A 19,477-nucleotide genomic window follows, 5' to 3' on the forward strand; every position below is an offset into this window, starting at 1 on the left:
CGGGCCTGCGCAGAAAGAGGCCTGAGAACGCGTTCTAGCGGGGGCTGGCGCATCAGAACGTCACGCGGCGGCGGCGGGAGGACGGCATCAGCGGTCCACCCGGCGCGCGGGGTCAGCGCTGAAGATCGGTCAGCATCGCGGTCGCGACCGCTTCTGCGACTTTGATGCCATCGACGCCCGCCGACAGGATGCCGCCGGCATACCCGGCGCCTTCGCCCGCCGGGTACAGGCCTCGGGTATTGATGCTTCGCAGGTTCTCGTTGTCACGCTTGATCCGCACCGGAGACGAGGTACGCGTTTCGATACCGGTGAGGATCGCGTCGGCGCGGTCGAATCCACGAATCTGCTTGCCAAAGGCGGGCAGGGCCTCGCGGATGGCCTCGATCACGTAGTCCGGCAGAGACGGCGCAAGATCGCCCAGACGCACGCCGGGCTTGTAGGAAGGTTCGACCTCGCCGAACGCGCTCGAGGGCTTGCCGCGGATGAAGTCGCCGACCAGTTGGCCGGGTGCACAATAATCGCTGCCGCCCAGTTCAAAGGCACGGGATTCCAGCCGTTCCTGAAGCTCGACGCCGGCCAGCGGGCCGCCGGGGAAGTCCTCGTCCGGGTTAATACCCACCACGATCCCAGCGTTCGCGTTGCGCTCGTTGCGCGAATATTGGCTCATGCCGTTGGTGACCACGCGGTTAGGCTCTGATGTCGCGGCCACCACGGTCCCGCCCGGGCACATGCAGAAGCTGTAGACCGCCCGGCCGTTCTTGGCGTGGTAGACCAGCTTATAGTCCGCCGCGCCCAGCTCCGGATGCCCGGCGTACTTGCCCAGGCGCGCCTGGTCGATCAGCGATTGCGGGTGCTCGATGCGAAAGCCCACGGCGAACGGTTTGGCTTCGATGTAAACGCCGCGCTGGTGCAGCATGCGGAACGTGTCCCGCGAGCTATGGCCGAGGGCCAGGACCACGTAGCGGCTGCGAATTTCCTCGCCATCGGCCATGCGGACACCCTGGATTCGACCGTCTTCGATGATGAAGTCGACCACCCGGCTGTCGAAGCGCACATCACCGCCCAGCGCCTTGATCTCCTCGCGCATGGTCGACACCACGCCGGTCAGACGGAAGGTGCCGATGTGCGGTTTGCTGACAAACATGATCTCTTCCGGCGCCCCGGCGCGGACGAACTCGTGCATCACCTTGCGGCCGTAGAACTTCGGGTCCTTGATCTGGCTGTAGAGCTTGCCGTCGGAGAACAGGCCGGCGCCGCCTTCGCCGAATTGCACGTTGGATTCCGGGCTCAGCACCTTCTTGCGCCACAACGCCCAGGTGTCCTTGGTGCGGCTGCGCACGTCGCGCCCGCGTTCCAGCACGATCGGCCGGAAGCCCATCTGCGCCAGGGTCAGCGCGGCGAACAGGCCGCACGGGCCGAAGCCGATCACCAGCGGCCGCTCGTTTAGCCCCTCGGGCGCCTGGCCAACCGGGTAGTAGCCGGTGTCCGGCGAGACGCGAATATTGCGGTCATCGGCCAGCCGCGCGAGCACCTGCTCTTCGTTCGCCACGCTGGCGTCGATGATGTAGACGAAGGTGATCTCGCTGTTCTTCTTGCGTGCGTCGTAACTGCGCTTGAATACCGTGAGGTCGAGCAGCTCGGGGTCGCTGATCTTCAGGCGCGCGACGACAGCCTGGCGCAGCGCCTCGGCGGGGTGGTCGAGGGGCAGTTGCAGTTCGTTGATGCGAATCATGACAAGTCCTGGCCGGTGGCCCCGGCAGAGGTGATGACAGCCGCTCGATTCGCAGGCCACGAAGGCTGGCGAATCGTGCGGTCTAGAGGAAGGCGCGCAGTGTAGCCGCGCGGCTGACGGCTGTCATTTTGCTCGCTAGCGTCGCGAGCACCGTCAGCCTTGCTGGTCCGAATGTTAACGTCGGTGTCTGCACGTGCAGAGCGCGTCGTCCGTTCGCGGTTACTGGAGTACGACCCGTGAGTTGAGCGGTTGCAATGGGCGGTTGTTCGCGTGACCAACGGCGTCTGTCAGTGCCTTGATCTGTTCGTCCGATGCCACCAACGGTTCCTTCAGTACCAGCCAGCGCACCCCCTCGGTGCAGGGCGGCGTGGTAAGCGAGCCGCTGAATCGATAGTAATCAAGGTTTTCGGGCAGCAGATCCCTGGCGTTCGCCACGGGCGAAATCGGTTGCGTTTGGCCGGTTTTCGGCGGTTTTTCCCATAACTGCGCCAGCACGGGATTGTGATCGCCCGCTTTGAACATCAACGCAATGACCGCAAGATTGCCCTGCTCGTCGGCATGCACGAGGTGACCTTCGAGCGGGTAGGACTGGCCTTCGATGTGGTTTTCGCTGGGCATATGAAAATGAAACTGCAGCAGCGCATAGTCCTTGCCGTCGAGCGTCAGATGGCTGCCCGGCTCGTACACCACCTGAACGGTGTGTCCAAGATTGACGACTTTGCTTGCGCCTGCGGTGTAGCTGAGCGCTAGGGGCTTCAGCTCAGCCTCGACGAAGCCTGTAAGGTCGACTGGCGTCTGGTTTTTGCCGGCACAGGCGCTGAACTCTGGCGTCAGCTTTGCCCAATTTTCCGGCCCCGACTTGCCGGAGTAATCCCAGGGAACCCCTGGCGTAACGGCCCACGCATTCGCGCTCGCAAGCAAAATACCAAGGCCAAATGCAGCTCTTTTCATGACAGCTCTCCAACGTCATCTATGGACATGAGCGAGCCTGGATTAAGCCAGGGCTCGGCTGTCTGACAAGACAAACCTGCCAATTGTTTGGTCGGCGCTCGCTGGATTGACCGCCTGCGTTTTCGGTTGTCTGGCAAAGGCTTCGTTTGACGCTACGCTGTGACAGGGATCACGGTTTGCGTTTTCTGAAGTGGCCGCACGCCCATGGCGGTCAGGAGGCGCCGAGCACAACAACAATAACGGCCGTCCAGCGAGACGACCCTCGACGAAGGCTGGTGCGCTATGAAACTTGCTCCATTTACCCTGAGTGCCTTGCTGATCGGTTTGTCCGGGCTGACGCTGGCGGCGCCGACCAGCGATGAATCGCTTGAGCGCATGCGCTCGATGAAGACCACCGGCCAGTCCCTGGACATGGAAACCGTGCCCCAGGACGGCGAGATTGCCGACGCGATCCGCAAGAATCTGGAGCGCGTGAAGCTGCCGGATGGCTTCAAGATCGAGCTCTATGCGGTGGTGCCCGATGCGCGGCACATGGCCGTTGGTCCTTCCAGCGGCGTGGTGTTCGTCGGGACACGCAAGACCGATTTGTGGGCCGTTACGGACCGCACCAAGAATCGCACCGCCGACGAGGTCAAACGCTTCGCGCCGGCGATCTCATTCACCCAGCCCGGGCCCTGCTTCAGCCCGGACGGCTTTCTTTTCGTCGCCGAGCACAACCGTGTCCTAGTCTTTCCTGCGGCGGAATTCTTCTACGAAGGTCCGGACGTGGCTGCCGACATCGTCGTGCCCACCGGCGAGCTGATCCCGACGGATGAGGAAAGCTACAACCACGGCGCGCGCGTGTGCGCCATCAGCCCGGATAACAAGCTCACCGTATCGCTGGGGCAGCCGCACAACGTGCCGCCAAAAGAAAAGCTCGATCTCTATCGCCAGCACGGGATCGGCGGCATCGTGCGCATGGAGCGAGACGGCAGCAAGCGTGAGGTGTATGCCACCGGCATACGTAATTCAGTCGGCATCACGTACAACCCGACCACCCAGGAACTGTGGTTCACCGACAACCAGGTGGATGGCATGGGCGACGACATCCCACCCGGAGAAATCAATCACGCGCCAAAGGCCGGTATGCAATTCGGCATGCCCTGGTACGGCGGTGGTCAGGTACGCACCAAGGAATACGCCGAGGAAACGCCTCCTGAAGGTCTGACCCTTCCGGTGGTCGAGACCGTGGCGCATGCGGCCGACATGGGCCTGATGTTCTATACCGGCAAGATGTTTCCAGAGACGTACCGCGGTGGTTTGTTCAGCGCGCAACGCGGCAGCTGGAACCGCACCGTACCGGCGGGCGCGCGGGTGATGTTCACACCCTTTGCCGCGGACGGCTCGGCGCCCTCCAGTGACACTGTGCCCTTCGCTGAAGGCTGGCTGGATGAGGAAACCGGCGAATACTTCGGTCGCATCGTTGACGTCGCGCAGTTGAAGGATGGCTCGTTACTGGTGAGCGACGACACCGCCGGTGCGATCTATCGGATCTCCTATGACGGTGCCTCGAACTGACATCGGCTTTTTCTGTGAGGCTGCCTGGGGCCGATACGGGCTTCAGGCAGCGTTGTCCTGGGAGTGTTCGTATGGCTAGACAACGTCGCGGCGGGCTGCTCGTACCCTGGCTGGTGGTGCTCACCTTGTTGTTCGCGACAGAAGTCCGGGCGGCCGATATCAGCGTCGGGAAAACCAAGGCCAAAATGTGCGCGGCGTGCCATGGTCTCGATGGGCTAAGCAAGGTCGCCGACGCACCGAACCTGGCGGGTAATGGGGCGCTGTACCTGAACCGCCAGCTCAAGGCGTTTCGCAGCGGCGAGCGCAAGCACCCGCAGATGTCGCTGATTGCTGCAGGGCTGAGCGATGAAGACATCGCCAATCTGGCTGCCTGGTACTCGGCGATCAAAATCAGCGTCGAACTGCCCCAGTAGCGCGATGGGCGGGCGGTTACACCAAGCACCCGCTTACCCCTTATACTCGCGCGCCATTGAGGCCAGGCGAAGGCCGGCTCTCCCGTTAATGCGACCAGGCGCCGTCGCGGCGTCTGCTCACCCAGAAGGACACTTCATGCTCAATAACGATGTGATGCGCAGCCTGCGCTACATCCTCAACGTCGATGACGCCAAGATCGCCGAGATCACACGGCTGACGGGCTGCGAAATTCCGGATGCTGAGGCAGAGGCCTACCTGAAGAAGGAAGACGAGGAAGGCTACAAGCCCTGCGGGGACCGGATCATGGCGCATTTCCTCGACGGCGTGGTCATCTACAAACGCGGCAAGGACGAGAGCCGTCCAACACCGCCGATTGAGGTCCCCGTCACCAACAACATGGTGCTGAAAAAGCTGCGTGTCGCCTTCGAGCTGAAGGAAGAGGACATGCATGCGATCCTCAAGGCGGCTGATTTCCCGGTATCCAAGCCGGAGCTTAGCGCGCTGTTCCGCAAGGTCGGCCACAGCAACTACCGCGCCTGTGGCGATCAGCTGCTGCGCAACTTTCTCAAGGGATTGGCGCTGCGCGGCAAGTGACCCGGAGCGCCGCGTCCTAACCGTTCGCAGCTCAACGCTGCACTCCCAGGCGGCTCATCGCGATCGCAATTAGATGAATAAAACCCCGCAAACGCGGGGTTATCAGTGGAGTAGGGTGAGCTTCAGCGCACGCAGCATAACGGTGGGCTGAAGCCCACCCTACCGTCACCGTGCGACTCCGCAGGGCCTGTAAACGAAGCCGCCAACACCGCGGGCTTCGTCGTCAATCTGACCCCGTCTGCATTGACCGCATGCTTTCCGTGCGGTATCGAGTGCACGCAATTTGCGAGACGGTGGCTGAAGCCCACCCTACCGGCGTAACGAATGCACGAAACCCCGCCATTGCGGGGTTTCGTCAGCTGAGTCCGCTGTTTTCCAACGGGCTCGTTATCACGGCGAAGGGCTTAGTTCTGCACCATCGCGACGACCTTGTCGCGCAGCTTCGGATCGTTCTGCACGGCTTGGTTGATGGCGTTGTATTCCTCAATGCTGAGATCGTTTTCGACCACCGTGTTCATCATTTTCTCGTTGGCTTGCTGCTGGAGCTGCTGCGCTTCGGACGGATCGCCCGTTTTTTCCAGCTTGGCGGTGAAGTCTTGGCGGATCTCCATGATCTCGCCCAGCGAGTCAGCAAACTTTTCGAGCTTCTTGTCGCTGATTTCCGAGGCCTGCATGGCTGGCGCGGCCCGAGTCGCGGGGGCCTGATTGGCCTGCTGAGCCGACACCTGAGACGCACCGGCGGCCATCAGAAGAGCAGCGAGGCTAGCGGAAACGAGGCGAGCGTTTAGCTGGGTCATGTTCGATATTCCTGCTGTTTGAAAGACGGCAGGAACAGTGCATCACCTGTGCCAGGTTCGGCTGAAAACACTAAGTGACTGATTAATAATGATTTAAACCGTCCGTCCTGTTCGCGTCGACGCTCAGGATGTCGCTCTGTATCGTGCCAGAATGGCACATGTAGCAGTTTGGCAACGAACCTCGACCTTGCGCGGCGCGTTGCTCCTCAAGGTGGTAATACCCCTCGTCGCGATCATGCTCGGCTTCAGTTACCTGATGCTGTGGACGGTCGAGCGCAACAGCGAGCGACGTCTGCAGGAAGAGGTTGAACTGGTGGCACGGGCGGTGCGGTTGCCGCTCAGTGACAGCCTGGAAAAACAGCACGATCGCACGTCGCAGCAGGTGCTGGAGTCGGTGCTGGGGGTTGGCCGCGTCTACGGCGCTTACCTGTACGACGATCAAGGCGAGCTGGTGGCCTTCGCCGGTGCGATCGAGCCCGACCAGGACCAATCCTCGATTCAGCAGCTCACCGCCGACGGCAAGCGTCGCGGCGGCTATCAGCGCATTCGTGGCCGCGAGGTCTATTCGTACTTTCTGCCGCTGGAGCAGAGCGGCGGTCGCATCAACGGCTTGTTGCAGGTGACCCGGCGCTGGAACGACTTCGAACGCGACACCCGTCAACTGCGGATGATCGCCGGCATCTCAGCGGCGGTACTGGCGTTGGCGTCGGTCTGCATCGTGCTGCTTGGGCATTGGTCGGCCATCGGACGCCACCTGCAGGAACTGACGCAAAGCATGGCTCGGGTCGCGGCCGGCGACCGGCAGCATCGAGCCCCGCGCAACGGCCCGCAGGAGATCGCCGTGCTCGGACGTGCCCTGAACCAAATGCTCGACAGCATCGCCGACGCCGAGCAGCGCATGGCCGAACAGAAGGCCCGTGAGGCGGAGTTGGAAGCGCGCCTGCGACGGTCCCAACAGCTCGCGGCGGTCGGCCGGCTTGCCGCAGGCGTTGCCCATGAACTGGGCAGTCCGCTGAGCGTCATCGACGGCAAGGCCCAGCGCGTTCTGCGCAGCGAGACGCTGGAAGACGGCCAGCGCAAGGGCTTGCTGCAGATCCGCAGCCAGGTGCAGCGCCTGAGCGAAATCGTTCGTCAGCTATTAGATTTCGGCCGCGCGGCGGGGCGTCCGGCACGGCGGATGCCGGCGGACGTGCTGGCGCATTCGGCCGCAGCGGCGGTCGCGGATGAACTGGCGTCTTTGGGCGTCGACTTGCGGCTCCAGGCACCACCCGATCCGCTTCATTGCGAGGTCGATCCGCCCCGTTTTGAACAGGCGCTGACCAACCTCCTGCGCAACGCGGGCCAGGCCAGTCCGGGGGGACAGGTGCTGTTGCGCTGGTGGCGCGAACAGGACTGCCTGCTGTTTCAGGTCGAGGACGACGGTCCTGGCGTGGCCGCGGAACACCGGGCGGCGTTGTTCGAGCCCTTTTTCACCACCAAACCGGTGGGCAAGGGCAGCGGCCTTGGCCTAGCCGTGGCGCACGGTGTCGTCGCCGAATGCGGCGGCCGGATCGAACTTGTCGAGAGTGGGCTGGGTGGCGCTGCGTTTCGGATTTCCCTGGCGCTGGCAGACGAGGAGGAAAGTCATGCAAACGGATGACATCAGCGCACAGCGGGTGCTAGTCGTGGAGGATGACGATGGCCTGCGCCAGCTGCTGGTCGAGGAGCTGGAAGATCGAGCGCTCGCGGTGCGATCGGTGGCCAGTGCTGAAGATGCTGTGCCGCTGCTGGACACCTGGGAGCCGGATCTGGTGGTCAGCGACCTGCGTTTGCCGGGCGCTGACGGCATGGTGTTGCTGCGGCGAGTCAAGGCGATGCAGGCAGCGCCCGCGTTTCTCGTGATCACCGCATTCGGCAGCATCCAACAGGCGGTGGCGGCACTGAAGGAGGGTGCGGATGAATTCCTGACCAAGCCGCTGGACCTGGATCATCTTGGCTTGGCCGTGTCACGCGCTCTGGAAACCCGCCACTTGCGTGACGAGGTGCGGCGCTTTCAGCAGCTGCTCAGCGACGATCGCTTCCACGGCATGCTCGGACGCAGCCGGGTCATGCGTGGCCTGTTCGACCAGATCCGTCAGCTCGCCCGGGCCGCCGGGCCGGTATTGGTGATCGGCGAGAGTGGCACCGGCAAGGAGCTGGTAGCGCGGGCCGTGCACGCCGAAAGCGTGCGGGCGCAACGGCCGTTTCTGGCGATCAATTGCGCCGGGCTGCCGGCCGAATTGCTAGAGAGTGAGTTTTTCGGACACGCAGCTGGGGCCTTTACCGGCGCCAGCCGCACCCACAAAGGGCTGTTCCAGCAAGCCGATGGCGGCACGCTGTTTCTCGATGAGATCGGCGAAATGCCGCTGGCCTTGCAGGCCAAGCTGCTGCGCGTGCTGCAGGAAGGCACCATCCGTCCGGTCGGCGGCGAGCGCGAGCTGAGCGTCGATGTACGAATCATTGCCGCGAGCAACCGTCCGTTGGAAACCGCCGCCGGTCGCGAGTCGTTCCGCGAAGACCTGTTCTTCCGCCTGGAGACCTTCATCCTGCAGGTGCCGCCGCTGCGTGATCGCGAGGAAGACCGCGAATTGCTCGCCGCCAACTTCGTCGCGCATTTCGCCGCACGCGATGGCCGGCCGGTGCGCGGGCTGTCACAGGCGGCGCTGGAGCAGCTGCGGCGTTATCCGTTCCCCGGCAACGTGCGCGAACTGCAGAACGCTATGGAACGTGCGGTAACCTTTTGCCATGGCCGCAGCATCGAGCTGGAACACCTGCCGACACGCATCGCCAGCTACCAGGACACTCCCGCTCAAGCCAACGCGAATGACCTGCTCGGGCTGATGATCGACGGCCCGCTGCTGCCGACCCTCGACGAGCTGGAGATGCGTTACATCCATCACGTAATGGAATGCGTCGAAGGCAACAAGCGGCGTGCGGCGGCGCTGCTGGGTATCGGCCGGCGCACGCTCTACCGCCGGCTCGGGGAAAAGGAGCAGGACGTCGACGAGCCTTGAGTCATCCTGAGGAGCAGGAGACGGGCGCTTAACGGAACGATCCATACCGGACGATGGCCCAACGGCCACCCGTTCCTGGAAGACGACATGACATTTTCGATCGTTGCACGATGCCCACGCACCGGCCAGTTCGGAATCGCGGCCGCTACCGCCATGCCTGCGGTCGGCAAGCTGCTGACCCACGCCGCGGCGGGCGTCGGCGCCGTGGCGACTCAGGCGCGGATCAATCCGTATCTCGGCATCGACGGGCTGGCGCTGTTGCGTGAGGGCTGCGAGGCGAATCAGGTCATCGAGCGCCTCAAACTGACTGACCCCTGCATGTCCCAGCGGCAGGTGGCGGTGATCGACAAACAGGGGCGGATCGCGTGCTGGACTGGTGAGCAGTGTCTGCCGTGGTCCGGGTCGCTCAGTGGTGAAGATTTCTGCGTGCAGGGCAACCGGCTGACCGGCCGAGATGTGCTTGAAGCGGTGGCTGGCGCGCTCGATCGCACCCGTACCTTACCGCTGGTGGAGCGCCTGATGGAGGCGCTTGCCGCGGGTGACAGCCTCGGTGGCGACCGCAAAGGCGAGTCGTCGGCCACTGTCTATGTGGTCGACCAGGAGGAATATCCCCTCTGGGACATTCGCGTCGATCACCATAGCGATCCGCTGACCGAGTTGCGCCGGCTGCATGGCGTGTTCGAGCGCGAGGTTCTGCCCGAAATGCTGCGCATGCCGACCCGCGCCAATCCTGCCGGTGCCGCTGAAGAAGACCCCGTCTGACACCGGACGCCATTAGCTCTCGGCAGGGAGCGTGCGACTGGGCATCAGGTCGAGGCGCAGCTCGGAATGGGCGCTATTGCGGACGGCCACCCAGTCCTTCAGCGCGCTGACTGAGCGCGGCGGCGAAATCAGGTAACCCTGGAACAGATCGCAGCCGGCCTGCAGCAACGCCGATTGCTTTTCCAGCGTGTCCACACCCTCGGCATTGACCCGCTTACCCTGTGCCCGGCAGAACGCGACGATTGCCGTCAGGCTCTGTTGCATCTCGGGCCGGGTCAGCCGCTCGACGATGGCCATGTCCAGCTTGATGGTATCGGCCGGGTATTCGAGGAGCTGCTGGATCGAGGTATAGCCGACGCCGAAATCGTCGATGGCCACGCGGAAGCCTGCCATGCGAATGGTGCGTACCACTTCCATGGTTTGGCTGCTCAGCTCTGCCGCATAGGTTTCGGTCAGCTCGATCTCGATGCGGTTGGGGCAGATACCGTAATGCGCGGCGCGTTCGATCAGATAGTTGCACAGGCGGTCGTCGGTCAACTGCGCGGAGGACACGTTGATCGCCAGGATCACACCGGCGCCAAACAGCTCGACCAGTGCTGGATAGCCCGCCAGCGCCTGGTCGATCACCCAGCTGTCGATCTTCGGAAACAACCCGGCGCGCTCGGCGATGGGGATGAACTCACCGGGCGAGACGGTGCCCAGCAACGGCGAATGCCAGCGCAGCAGCACCTCACAGCTGACCACTGCGCCCTCACGGTTGACCGCCGGCATGTACACCAGGCGGAACTGATCATCGCCCTCGAGCGTGCGGAGCTGTTCTTCGATCACGCGGATGCGCTGGTCACGTTGCTCCAGTGCGGCCGAGAACGCGACTGACGCATTCTTGCCCTCGGCTTTCGCCTGGTACATGGCGGTGTCGGCGCGCGTCAAAAGCTGGGTGAAGGAGTCCGCGTCATCGGGGTAGCGCGCGGTGCCAATGCTGACGCTGACCTGATAAAGCCGATCCTCCACGCGGAACCCGCCACGGCACAGGCCAAGCAAGGCATCCGTCAGTTCGCCCAGGCAATCGCTCTCAGGCGCCGCCATCAGCAGAACGGCGAACTCGTCACCAGACAGTCGCGCAAACGCCGTCTCGGTCTCCGGGTGGGCCTCACGGTGCCGATCAAGCGCGCCCTGTGCTCGCAAGGCAAAGATCCGCAGCAACGCGTCGCCTGCGTCATGGCCGTGCTGATCGTTGACCTGCTTGAAGTTGTCCAGGTCGATGAACAACAGCGCCAGCTGCTGGCCGCTCTGCTCGCACGCGTCATGCATCGCCGAGGCGAGCATGCTGAAGTGGGCCCGATTGCTGATGTGGGTCAGGCTGTCGGTCCAGGAAATCTCCTGAATACGTTGCAAGGCTTCGGTGTTGCGCTCGTGGAGCGTCTTCATGTTGAGCGCGAGGCGGCCGATTTCACCGCCATCGGTGGGCGCGTCCAGCGCCTCACGCTTGCACAGCAGCACATCGGTAAGTTGATTGCCCAAATGGCTGATGGGGTCGGTGATGTAGCGGCGGATCAGCAGCATCAGCAGGGCGATGGTCAGCAGGCAGACGAGCGAGCCGCCGATGAGAAAGGCCAGGCTGAGCGTGCGCAGCCGATCGGCAATATATGCGGGAGGCGGGGTCAGCCGGGCGGTCAAGGCGGCGGACAGTTCGACATCAGCGGACAGCTGCAACGGCGCCGGGCTCAGTGTGGGTGCGATCTCCAAGGCCGCGCCGTAATCCGCCTCGAGACGCGTCTTCAACTCGAGGAATTGTTCCGGTCGTACGGCCAGCTGCAAGGTGAAGGCCTCACCGCGCTGACTCGGCAGTGGGCGAGTGGAAGACGCCGGCAGGATGAAATCGGTGTCCACCAGCAGCGGCCCGCCTTCGGCGTTTTCAACGTAGGTCATCTCGCGGGTTTCGTCGATTTGCTTGGCTTCGCGAACGATCCGCTGTTGAGTGGCCGTCATGCTGGCGAACGGCGACAGGCTGCTTTCGAAGTAATACGCCACCTCGTCGTCTGGTTCGACGATGGCGAAGGAAACGAATGAAAGGCGCGTCGTGGACAGCGTGCGGATGCTCTGTTGAATGCGCAAACCGAGGGTGTCGTTGCGGTAAGCGGTGTCCGATTCGCGCAGGAAGAGCGTCAGCGCTTCGCTGTCGAGGATCGAGTAGAGCACGCTCCGATTGAACGCCTCGTAATCCAGATAGGCAGATTTCAACGCTGAAAGACGTTGTTCCAGGCGCGCCTGCTCGAGACCCAGCAGCGAAGCACGTTGGGTCAGATAAGCGGTCGTGGCGGCCAGCAGCTGAACAATCAGGATGACTGGAAAGATCGCCAGCAGTGCACGTTTACCGAGCGTCATGGGCGTTTGTCAGCGCGCTGATGATGCGCCGCCGCGTCTGCGTGGCCTCTAGCGGACGCGGTTGGTAGACCTGACTGTTCTGCAGCACCGCGTCTGGCGGATAGATGGTTGTGTCCTGCCTGATGTCTGCTGGCAGCAGCGCTTGCGCTGCTGCGTTGGTCGTGGCGACGCCCAGATCGGTCGCATTCAAGGCGGCTATTTCCGGATCACTGATGAAATTCAGGAAGCGGTACGCCAGTTCCCGTTGCGCTCCGTTAGCCGGAACGGACAGGCAGTCGACCCAGAGCAACGTGCCCTCTTTGGGCACAACGTAGCGCCACGGCTCGCCGTCCACGCCCTCAACTTCATTGAGCACCTGCTGATCGCCGCTGTATGCCAGGGCCATATCAGCGTTGTCGAGGTAGCGCTGGCTGCGCAGCGAAGTGATGGCATATTCGTAGGTCAACACTGCGGGGGATTGCGCCTTCAGCAATTCGAACGCGGCTTTCAACTCGTCATTGTTAGAGGTATTGATCGAGTGCTGCCGATAGATCAGCGCGCCGGCGAGGATGTCTTCGTGGTCTTCCATCATGATGATGTGCGGCTCGTCGCTGCGGGCCGGTTGCAGCAGGTCGGCCCACGAGGTGGGCGCGGCCGGTAACCGGTCATGCCGGTAGGCGATGCCAAGGGTTCCCCAGAGGTAGGGGACGCCGTGCACACCACAGCTTTCACGCCAGCGCGGCGGAACATGTTCAAGGTTGGGTAGTAATTTCGCGTCTATCGGTTCGAGCAGGCCACGTTCGCCGAAACGGTCCGAGCTGATCAGCTCGGTCAGCGCAACGTCGATCCGATGGTTCGGTTTGGCCAGGATTTCGTCGCGCTTGTCCCCGCTGTCGAAATACACCTGTTGGATTTTCACCCCGGTCTCGGCTTCCCAGCGTTCGATGACGGCTTCGCTGAGGTATTCCTCCCAGTTCAGCAGGTTCAGGGTGTCTGCCGCATGTGTCGCGGTCGAGGGAAACAGCAGGCAGGCCATGGCCAGCAATGCGCCGCTGACACGGCAGGGTGCGAGTGTTTCCTTGTTATTCATCAGGCTATCCATCCACCGCAGCAATGTTCGGTTCGGCCGTGTGCTGAGCGACCGCACATGAGATGCAGCCAGTCGGGCCCCAAGCGAAGCCGAACGCATGACCGATTAGTCAGGTTATCGGCGTCGATTGATGGCACTTTAATGGCGTCAGATGAATGGCGGCAATGATTTTGTGTCGCTCCGGTTGCCGTTCCGATCAGCGGGCGGTCACGGCCTGCTTCGTCGCCTGCAGCCCAGCACGAGGCGGCGTGCGCAACCAGGGCGCAAGCACGCGGGTGGACAGGGGGATGAAGAGGTAGGTCATCAGCGGCGTGAGCGCGAGAGTGCTGATCAGAATGCGCATCACCAGGCTCAGCTCGCTGAGCACGCCACCGAAGATCAGATTGAACAGCAGCGATACCGGAAAGAACGCCAGCCAGATCGCCACGCTCTGCTTCCAGCGCGGAGGAGGTGTGATGTCGTTATGGCCGAACCAGGTGTCGATTCCCCGTGCGCGCTGTTCATGCGGCTGGGCGAACAGATCACTGCCGCGTTGCAGCCAGGCCCGACGCGAGGCCGAATGCTCCCAGGCATCAAGGGTCAGCTCATTGGCGAAGCGGAATACGATCTGAAACTCATCGTCGCCAGGCGGCGGCGCCAGCACGCCGGAGCCGAGGTAGCCGGGAAAGTCCGCAGCCAGCAACTCGCCTTCGTTCAGCCAGGCGAGCAGATCGTGGTAGCGGCCATCGCGTACGCGGCGGGCCACCATCAGGGTGACGGGTTCGGTAGACATCGTGTATCTCCAGCAACAGGCCGGCCTCCCGGGTAGGGCACTCGGCAAACGCAGCGCCGGGGTGGTGGGCTGCGGAAATAGTCAGGCAAGGATCATGCCCTGGTCATCGGACCGCGCCAGACCTCGAGAGGTCGGCGTAGCCAAGACGACGGCGCACTATACGGAGATTTGAAGCAGTTGGAAGGGGCGGCAGTAAGGGGAGGTGGTGTAGGCGGCTGCGGCGCACTGCCGCAGCCGAGACGACTCAGCGATTGGCGAGTCGGTTCTGCTTGTACAGCGGCGAGCGTGGGCCGCTGAGAATGCCATCCGGACGGTTGGCGGTCAGTAAGCGATGGCTGGTGATGCCAGCGACTTCATGGCTGCGGTCGCTCAGGCTGTTGACGATCTGGTTGACGGCCGCGCTGATCAGCATGCCCACCAGGCCGCCGCCGGAGTTGTTCTGATTTTCTGCCGTGCTCGCGAGCGCACGGCCCTCCCAGAGCACATCACCGCTGCGCAGGTCGACCAGTTTGCCGCTCGCTTCAACCGCGACTTCGCTGGTCAGCACCTTGTAGCTGCTGCCGTAGCGGCTGACTTCCATATAAAGCGCAGCGTCGGCACCAAAGATCTCGCGCAGCTTCGCAGGCGGGGCCATGTGCATTTCATCGGCGTTCATCAGGCCGTTCTGCTTGAAGGTTTCATCAACGACGGCCACGGGCAGCACGTAGTAACCGGCTTCGGCCAGTGGGTAGGTGACCTGTGACAGCACGCTGTAGCTGGCCTTGATGTCCGGAGAAGTATTGACCGGCGGCAGCACGACGATCGAGGCCGGGTTGTTTCGCTCGAAGGCGCTGTAGTCATAGGGTGCCTTTTGTGTGGCACAGCCTGTGGTCAACGCGACGGCCGCGAGGACCAGGAATGTTCTGAGGGAAATTAAACGCATCATGACCTCTTACTTCGCTACGTTGCGCATGAGGAAGTCCATATAGGCAGCGGACTCGGGGAACAGGGCTTTTTCGGTTTCGAATTGCTGGCGCACCTGGTCAGCCTTTCCAACGTCGGCGTACAGCATGCCCAGGTGAGCGTGAAAGCCGGGTGGCGGAGAGCGGTCGGCTGCGCGCGCCTTCTGCAGGCTGGCCTCGAGCGCGGCGATCTGCTCCTGCGGGCCGGTTTCATGCTTGAAATGTTCGTACACCTGCGGCTGATAGCCTTCCCAGTGGTACAGCTGAGTCGACTGGTTGTTGGCGCAACCGGTGAGCAGTGCGGCCGACAGTAGCGCGGCAATGGCCGCGCCGCAGTTTGCATTACGTGTCATGGGGCTCTTCCTTGAGTTTATTGGGCGGGACGCCAGGCGCCGCTATCGATGCCTGAAACGAGGTTGTTGACGGCTTCGCGGATGGCCAGGTCAAGCACCTTGCCGTTGAGGGTCGAGTCGTAGCTGGCGGTGCCGCCGAAGCCAATGACTTCGCGGTTCGACAGACTGTATTCACCTGCGCCCTGAGACGAAAACACCACTTCGGATGTGTTCACGTTAACGATGTTCAGGTTGACTTTGGCATAGGCGATCTGGGACTTGCCGCGGCCTAGAATGCCGAATAACTGGTGATCACCCACTTCCTTGCGACCGAACTCGGTCACGTCGCCAGTTACCACGAAGTCTGCGCCACGTAGCTGTGCACGTTTGTTGGAAATGGCGCTTTCCTGCGCAATCTCATTCATGTTGTCGCGATCCAGCACATTGAAGCGGTTGGACTGCTGCAAATGCGTGATCAGGATGGTTTTCGATTGGCCTCCCAACCGATCGACGCCATCGGAAAACAGACCGCGCATGTAGCTGGAGCGGTTATCGAACTTGCCAACGGATATCGGGCTTCGCTGACCTTGATACACACTGGTAGCAGACGTGACTTTGGCCACCTCAAGGGTGCGCGACTGCTCCGTGGCGCAGCCGCCGAACAGCAGGCTGACACCGACCAGACTGGCCATGAGCTTCTTGTTCATCTCGTTTGATTCTCGTGATGGTGTGTTGGGCATTGGCCATGAGGCCTTGTTATCAGGAAGGCTGGGTGTGCATGGGGCGAGCCACGGCGGGACGGGAGGCAAGGCACGGTGTATTGCGAGGGCATAGCATCCATGCGGCTGATCCTTGTCCGGCCGCGTACCCGCTGGGACGCATCGGGTAGCCAGACTACGGCGCGGAGTCTACAAACACGGATGGCACTGTGCCAGTGTCGTGGTTCTCAGTTGGACGCACCATGGTTACCACCGGTCGGGTCCGCGACGGTGCGAAACCGATCGATCAGTTGCGCGACAGACGTTCGCCAAACGCGTCGAGCGCGGCTTCACCGACCACGTCCTCGGCGAGCAGGGGCAGTTGCTGCAGCGGCAGGTCCGGCAGTGCTTGCTGCAGCGTGTCCAGGTGACGTTGTTCCTGGGCATGCCGTTCGGCAAGAAAAGCGCCGGCGTCGGCTGGTGAGCGTTTGTTCACCACCAATCCGGCGACGTCAATGCCGCTGCGTTGCAGCTGTGCCTGCAGTTCGATGGTTTCCAGCACCGGCAGGCGCTCGGCGGCGAGAACGATGACGAAGGCGCAGCGCTGCCGATCCCGGATCAGATCGCGCAGCTGACCGAAGCGTTCGCGGCGTCGGTAGAGCAACTGGCGCACGCGCTGTTGGCGGTCTTCACCGCCCGCCTTTTCCTGGCCGAGCACGCTTTCACCGAGACCGCTGTCGTCCTTGCCGAAATTGCGCAGCACGTCACCGAAGCGCTTGCTCCGTTCCTGGCGCTGCAGCAGGCCTTCGGTCCACGCGGTCATCATTTCGGGCAGGGCCATCAGCCGTGAGGTGTGGCCGGACGGGGCGGTGTCGAAGACCAGCAGGTCGTAGTCGTCCAGACCCTGGATGACGGTGTCCGCGATGCGTTCGAGCAACGCCGCTTCGTGCATCCCGGGTGCGTCGCGCGACAACGCCATGTGCTTGTCGACCTCGCCAGCCAGGTGCGGCGGCATCAGGCGGCGTAGGGCGCTGCCGACCTCGTCGAGGTGTTGGCGAACGGTTTCGTCGGGGTCAAGTTCTAGGCCGTCGAGTCCGGCGGCCAGACGCACGATGTGCGAACCGATCGAGCGATTCCAGAGATGCCCGAGATTGTGTGCTGGATCGGTGGAGATCAGCAGCACACGGCGCCCGGCACGTGCCTGCTGCAATGCCGTGGCGGCGGCGACGGTGGTTTTGCCGACGCCGCCCTTGCCGCCGATGAACAGCACCCGGCGTTGCGCCCCCAGCGTCAGCAACATCCGATGTGATCCAGCGGTGAATGCTCCATGCCCATACGCTGATGCCAGTCGTGGAAGCGCTCGTAGAGGTCCGGCATCAGCTCCAGGGTGTACCAGGCGGCGGGGTTGGGCACGCCCAGTGCTTCGGAGAAGACCAGCAACATGAACAGATCGTCTTCGTCGCGCCGGGCGCGGGCAAAGGTGCGCCGATAGGGCGCGACGTAGAATTCCTTCAGCCCGGCCGAGAGACGTTCGAATAACGGTCGCGGCGTCACGGCAGCGGTTCGTCCGTGGTCAGGTCGGCTGCCGGGTCGCGACCCTTGCGCATGGCAATGATCGCTTCGAGCGTGACCCACAGCGCGGCGATCAGGATGACCACATCCATGCCCAGCAATAGCCAGTTCTCGGCGCGGTAGAACTGGCCCATCTGCACCAGCAGCGCGTAGATCGACATCGCCAGCAGGAACACCAGCGGCACCAGCGTGTACATCGCGGGTCGGCCTTGCTTGATCAGCAATACGGTGATGATCGACAGCGTCAGGCCAGCCAGCAGCTGGTTGGTGGTGCCGAACAGTGGCCAGATGGCCATGCCACCGCTGCCCTCGGAGCCCGCGCCAAAGGCCAGCGCCATGCACACGCCCACGGCGATCAGGGTGCCGACCAGCGTGTTCACTTTCATGCCGGCCAGCTCGCCGGCTTCCTGAATCACGAAGCGCTGCAGGCGCAGGCCGGTGTCCATGGTGGTACCGGCGAAGAGGATGGCCATGACCGCGAGAATGGTCGAGCCCAGATCCGCCGGTAGGCCCAGCCCGTTGGCAAGCAGCGTGCCGCCGCCTTGAACGAAGGCATTCACACCGCCCTGCCCAAAGGCCGTGTAGACCTGTTGCCAGTCGAGCAGAGTGGCGAAACCGGCGGTGCAGCAGATGATCGCCGCCAGCGAAAGCATGCCCTCACCCACGGCACCGAAGTAGCCAACGAAACGGGCGTCGGTTTCCTTGTCGAGCTGTTTGGAGGTAGTGCCGGATGCGACCAGCCCGTGAAAGCCCGAGATGGCGCCGCAGGCGATGGTCACGAACAGCAGCGGCACGATGCTCGGGCTGTCGGCCGGCAGCTCAGCGTTGTACGCCGGGGCAACCAGCTCCGGGGCGCCGAACAGCACCGCCAGATAGAGCAGGCCAAGGCCGACGAACAGTTGCAGGCCGTTGATGTAGTCGCGTGGTTGCAGCAGTACCCAGACCGGCAACAGCGAGGCGATGGCGGCGTAGGCAAAGAGCAGCAGAATCCAGAACGACTTGGCGCTTAGCCCCATTACCGTATCCGGCAGGGCGACCGGGTAGGCATTGCCCAGCAGGATCAAGAGATAGAGCACGATGACGCCGCCCAGCGACGGCCACAGCAGCTTGACGTTGTAGCGGTAGATCAGCTGGCCAATCACCAGCGCCACGGCAATCGCTCCCCACACGGGAATCACCGACGTGGGGGTGGAGACCAGCAGGTTGGAGATAACCGCCGCGAAGGCGCCGTTGACCATCAGCAGCACCAGGAAAATCACGACGAGAAACAGGCTGCGCCCACGCGAGCCGATCAGCCGGCCGCTGAGCATCCCCACCGACTGGCCCTTGTTGCGCGCGCTGGCCCAGAGCGCGCCGAAGTCGTGGATCCCGGCAAAGAAGATGGTCCCCAGCACCACCCACAGAAACGCTGGTACCCAGCCCCAGATCACCGCGATCGCCGGTCCCACGATAGGCGCCGCGCCCGCCACCGAGGTGAAGTGGTGGCCCCAGAGCACGAACTTGTTGGTCGGCACGTAATCGACGCCGTCTCGCATGGTATGGGCGGGGGTGCGGTAGTTGGGGTCGAGGCGGTAGATCTTTTCCGCGATGAACTTCGAGTAGAAGAGATACCCCAGCGACATTGCCGCCAGCCCCACAATCATCAACGCAATCGCACTCATCTGAAAGCTCCTCGCACGCGTGCCCGGTCCAGGCATCACGCAGGCTTGGGCTGTTGCCCGGACTTGACTGATTGAGCTTCGAGCGACTGTGGCGCAAAAGGTTTCGCCGCCCATCAGGGGCGCTGTCAGCGGGCGCGGCGGCCGAGCGCTGGCGTCTGGAACGGCCAGGCTGAGCCGTCCGTTGATAGCGAAACGCGAACCCTGGCCG

The 19,477-nt window shown here is 63.0% G+C and carries 18 protein-coding genes; 6 read left to right on the forward strand and 12 right to left on the reverse strand.

Translation table 11 applies throughout. The features are described 5' to 3' along the window. Window positions 1-112: 112 nt before the first annotated feature. Both K4O48_RS01380 and K4O48_RS01385 read right to left on the reverse strand, forming a co-directional pair. Window positions 113-1,732, reverse strand: coding sequence for an NAD(P)/FAD-dependent oxidoreductase (locus tag K4O48_RS01380; protein WP_222910418.1), 1,620 nt, complete (start codon window positions 1,730-1,732; stop codon window positions 113-115). A gap of 219 nt (window positions 1,733-1,951) precedes the next feature. Next, entirely contained in the window at window positions 1,952-2,683 is a 732-nt protein-coding gene (locus tag K4O48_RS01385) for a carbonic anhydrase (protein WP_222910419.1), read from the reverse strand. Between the two features lie 282 nt (window positions 2,684-2,965). Here K4O48_RS01385 and K4O48_RS01390 point away from each other — a divergent pair, with 282 nt between their 5' ends. From K4O48_RS01390 to K4O48_RS01400, 3 genes are all read left to right on the forward strand, one after another. Next, a complete protein-coding gene (locus K4O48_RS01390) occupies window positions 2,966-4,240 on the forward strand; it encodes a PQQ-dependent sugar dehydrogenase (protein WP_222910420.1) in 1,275 nt (424 codons plus the stop codon). Between the two features lie 71 nt (window positions 4,241-4,311). Next, window positions 4,312-4,653 carry a c-type cytochrome gene (locus K4O48_RS01395; RefSeq protein WP_222910421.1) on the forward strand — a complete coding sequence of 114 codons (342 nt, stop codon included), beginning with the start codon at window positions 4,312-4,314 and terminating at the stop codon, window positions 4,651-4,653. A 136-nt stretch (window positions 4,654-4,789) separates the two neighbouring features. Beyond that, window positions 4,790-5,248, forward strand: coding sequence for a DUF1456 family protein (locus K4O48_RS01400; protein ID WP_222910422.1), 459 nt, complete (start codon window positions 4,790-4,792; stop codon window positions 5,246-5,248). Window positions 5,249-5,652: 404 nt separating this feature from the next. On the opposite strand, the gene K4O48_RS01405 is transcribed toward K4O48_RS01400, so the two are convergent. After that, window positions 5,653-6,045, reverse strand: coding sequence for a DUF4168 domain-containing protein (locus K4O48_RS01405; RefSeq protein ID WP_222910423.1), 393 nt, complete (start codon window positions 6,043-6,045; stop codon window positions 5,653-5,655). 151 nt (window positions 6,046-6,196) lie between these two features. Between K4O48_RS01405 and K4O48_RS01410 the strand changes: the two genes are divergently transcribed. The 3 genes from K4O48_RS01410 to K4O48_RS01420 all read left to right on the forward strand — a co-directional run bounded on the left by K4O48_RS01410 (window position 6,197) and on the right by K4O48_RS01420 (window position 9,839). Beyond that, a complete protein-coding gene (locus tag K4O48_RS01410; RefSeq protein ID WP_222910424.1) occupies window positions 6,197-7,684 on the forward strand; it encodes a sensor histidine kinase in 1,488 nt (495 codons plus the stop codon). Beyond that, window positions 7,671-9,077: a sigma-54 dependent transcriptional regulator gene (locus K4O48_RS01415; protein WP_222910425.1), complete on the forward strand. Its 1,407-nt coding sequence runs from the start codon at window positions 7,671-7,673 to the stop codon at window positions 9,075-9,077. Before K4O48_RS01410 ends, K4O48_RS01415 begins: the two co-directional genes overlap by 14 nt. Before the next feature lie 87 nt (window positions 9,078-9,164). Continuing rightward, entirely contained in the window at window positions 9,165-9,839 is a 675-nt protein-coding gene (locus K4O48_RS01420; protein ID WP_222910426.1) for a DUF1028 domain-containing protein, read from the forward strand. Window positions 9,840-9,851: 12 nt separating this feature from the next. Here K4O48_RS01420 and K4O48_RS01425 read toward each other — a convergent pair whose 3' ends face one another. From K4O48_RS01425 to K4O48_RS01465, 9 genes are all read right to left on the reverse strand, one after another. Beyond that, a complete protein-coding gene (locus K4O48_RS01425; RefSeq protein WP_222910427.1) occupies window positions 9,852-12,224 on the reverse strand; it encodes a bifunctional diguanylate cyclase/phosphodiesterase in 2,373 nt (790 codons plus the stop codon). Beyond that, window positions 12,211-13,293: a spermidine/putrescine ABC transporter substrate-binding protein gene (locus tag K4O48_RS01430; protein ID WP_222910428.1), complete on the reverse strand. Its 1,083-nt coding sequence runs from the start codon at window positions 13,291-13,293 to the stop codon at window positions 12,211-12,213. Before K4O48_RS01430 ends, K4O48_RS01425 begins: the two co-directional genes overlap by 14 nt. A 196-nt stretch (window positions 13,294-13,489) precedes the next feature. Next, complete coding sequence (locus K4O48_RS01435; protein WP_222910429.1) at window positions 13,490-14,065, reverse strand: antibiotic biosynthesis monooxygenase; 576 nt, start codon at window positions 14,063-14,065, stop codon at window positions 13,490-13,492. Between the two features lie 244 nt (window positions 14,066-14,309). Next, on the reverse strand, window positions 14,310-14,987 hold the full coding sequence (locus K4O48_RS01440; protein ID WP_222911928.1) for a DUF799 domain-containing protein: 678 nt from the start codon (window positions 14,985-14,987) through the stop codon (window positions 14,310-14,312). 9 nt (window positions 14,988-14,996) lie between these two features. After that, complete coding sequence (locus K4O48_RS01445; protein WP_222910430.1) at window positions 14,997-15,359, reverse strand: DUF4810 domain-containing protein; 363 nt, start codon at window positions 15,357-15,359, stop codon at window positions 14,997-14,999. A 17-nt stretch (window positions 15,360-15,376) separates the two neighbouring features. Next, window positions 15,377-16,045 carry a CsgG/HfaB family protein gene (locus K4O48_RS01450; protein ID WP_222910431.1) on the reverse strand — a complete coding sequence of 223 codons (669 nt, stop codon included), beginning with the start codon at window positions 16,043-16,045 and terminating at the stop codon, window positions 15,377-15,379. Window positions 16,046-16,343: 298 nt separating this feature from the next. Beyond that, a complete protein-coding gene (locus K4O48_RS01455) occupies window positions 16,344-17,336 on the reverse strand; it encodes an ArsA family ATPase (protein ID WP_222910432.1) in 993 nt (330 codons plus the stop codon). Next, window positions 17,327-17,590 carry a cory-CC-star protein gene (locus K4O48_RS01460; protein WP_222910433.1) on the reverse strand — a complete coding sequence of 88 codons (264 nt, stop codon included), beginning with the start codon at window positions 17,588-17,590 and terminating at the stop codon, window positions 17,327-17,329. The genes K4O48_RS01455 and K4O48_RS01460 overlap by 10 nt, the downstream gene beginning before the upstream one ends. Then, window positions 17,587-19,269, reverse strand: coding sequence for a carbon starvation protein A (locus tag K4O48_RS01465; protein WP_222910434.1), 1,683 nt, complete (start codon window positions 19,267-19,269; stop codon window positions 17,587-17,589). The genes K4O48_RS01460 and K4O48_RS01465 overlap by 4 nt, the downstream gene beginning before the upstream one ends. Window positions 19,270-19,477 lie beyond the last annotated feature (208 nt).

The organism is Pseudomonas sp. DNDY-54 (assembly GCF_019880365.1).
Lineage (GTDB): Bacteria > Pseudomonadota > Gammaproteobacteria > Pseudomonadales > Pseudomonadaceae > Stutzerimonas > Stutzerimonas stutzeri_P.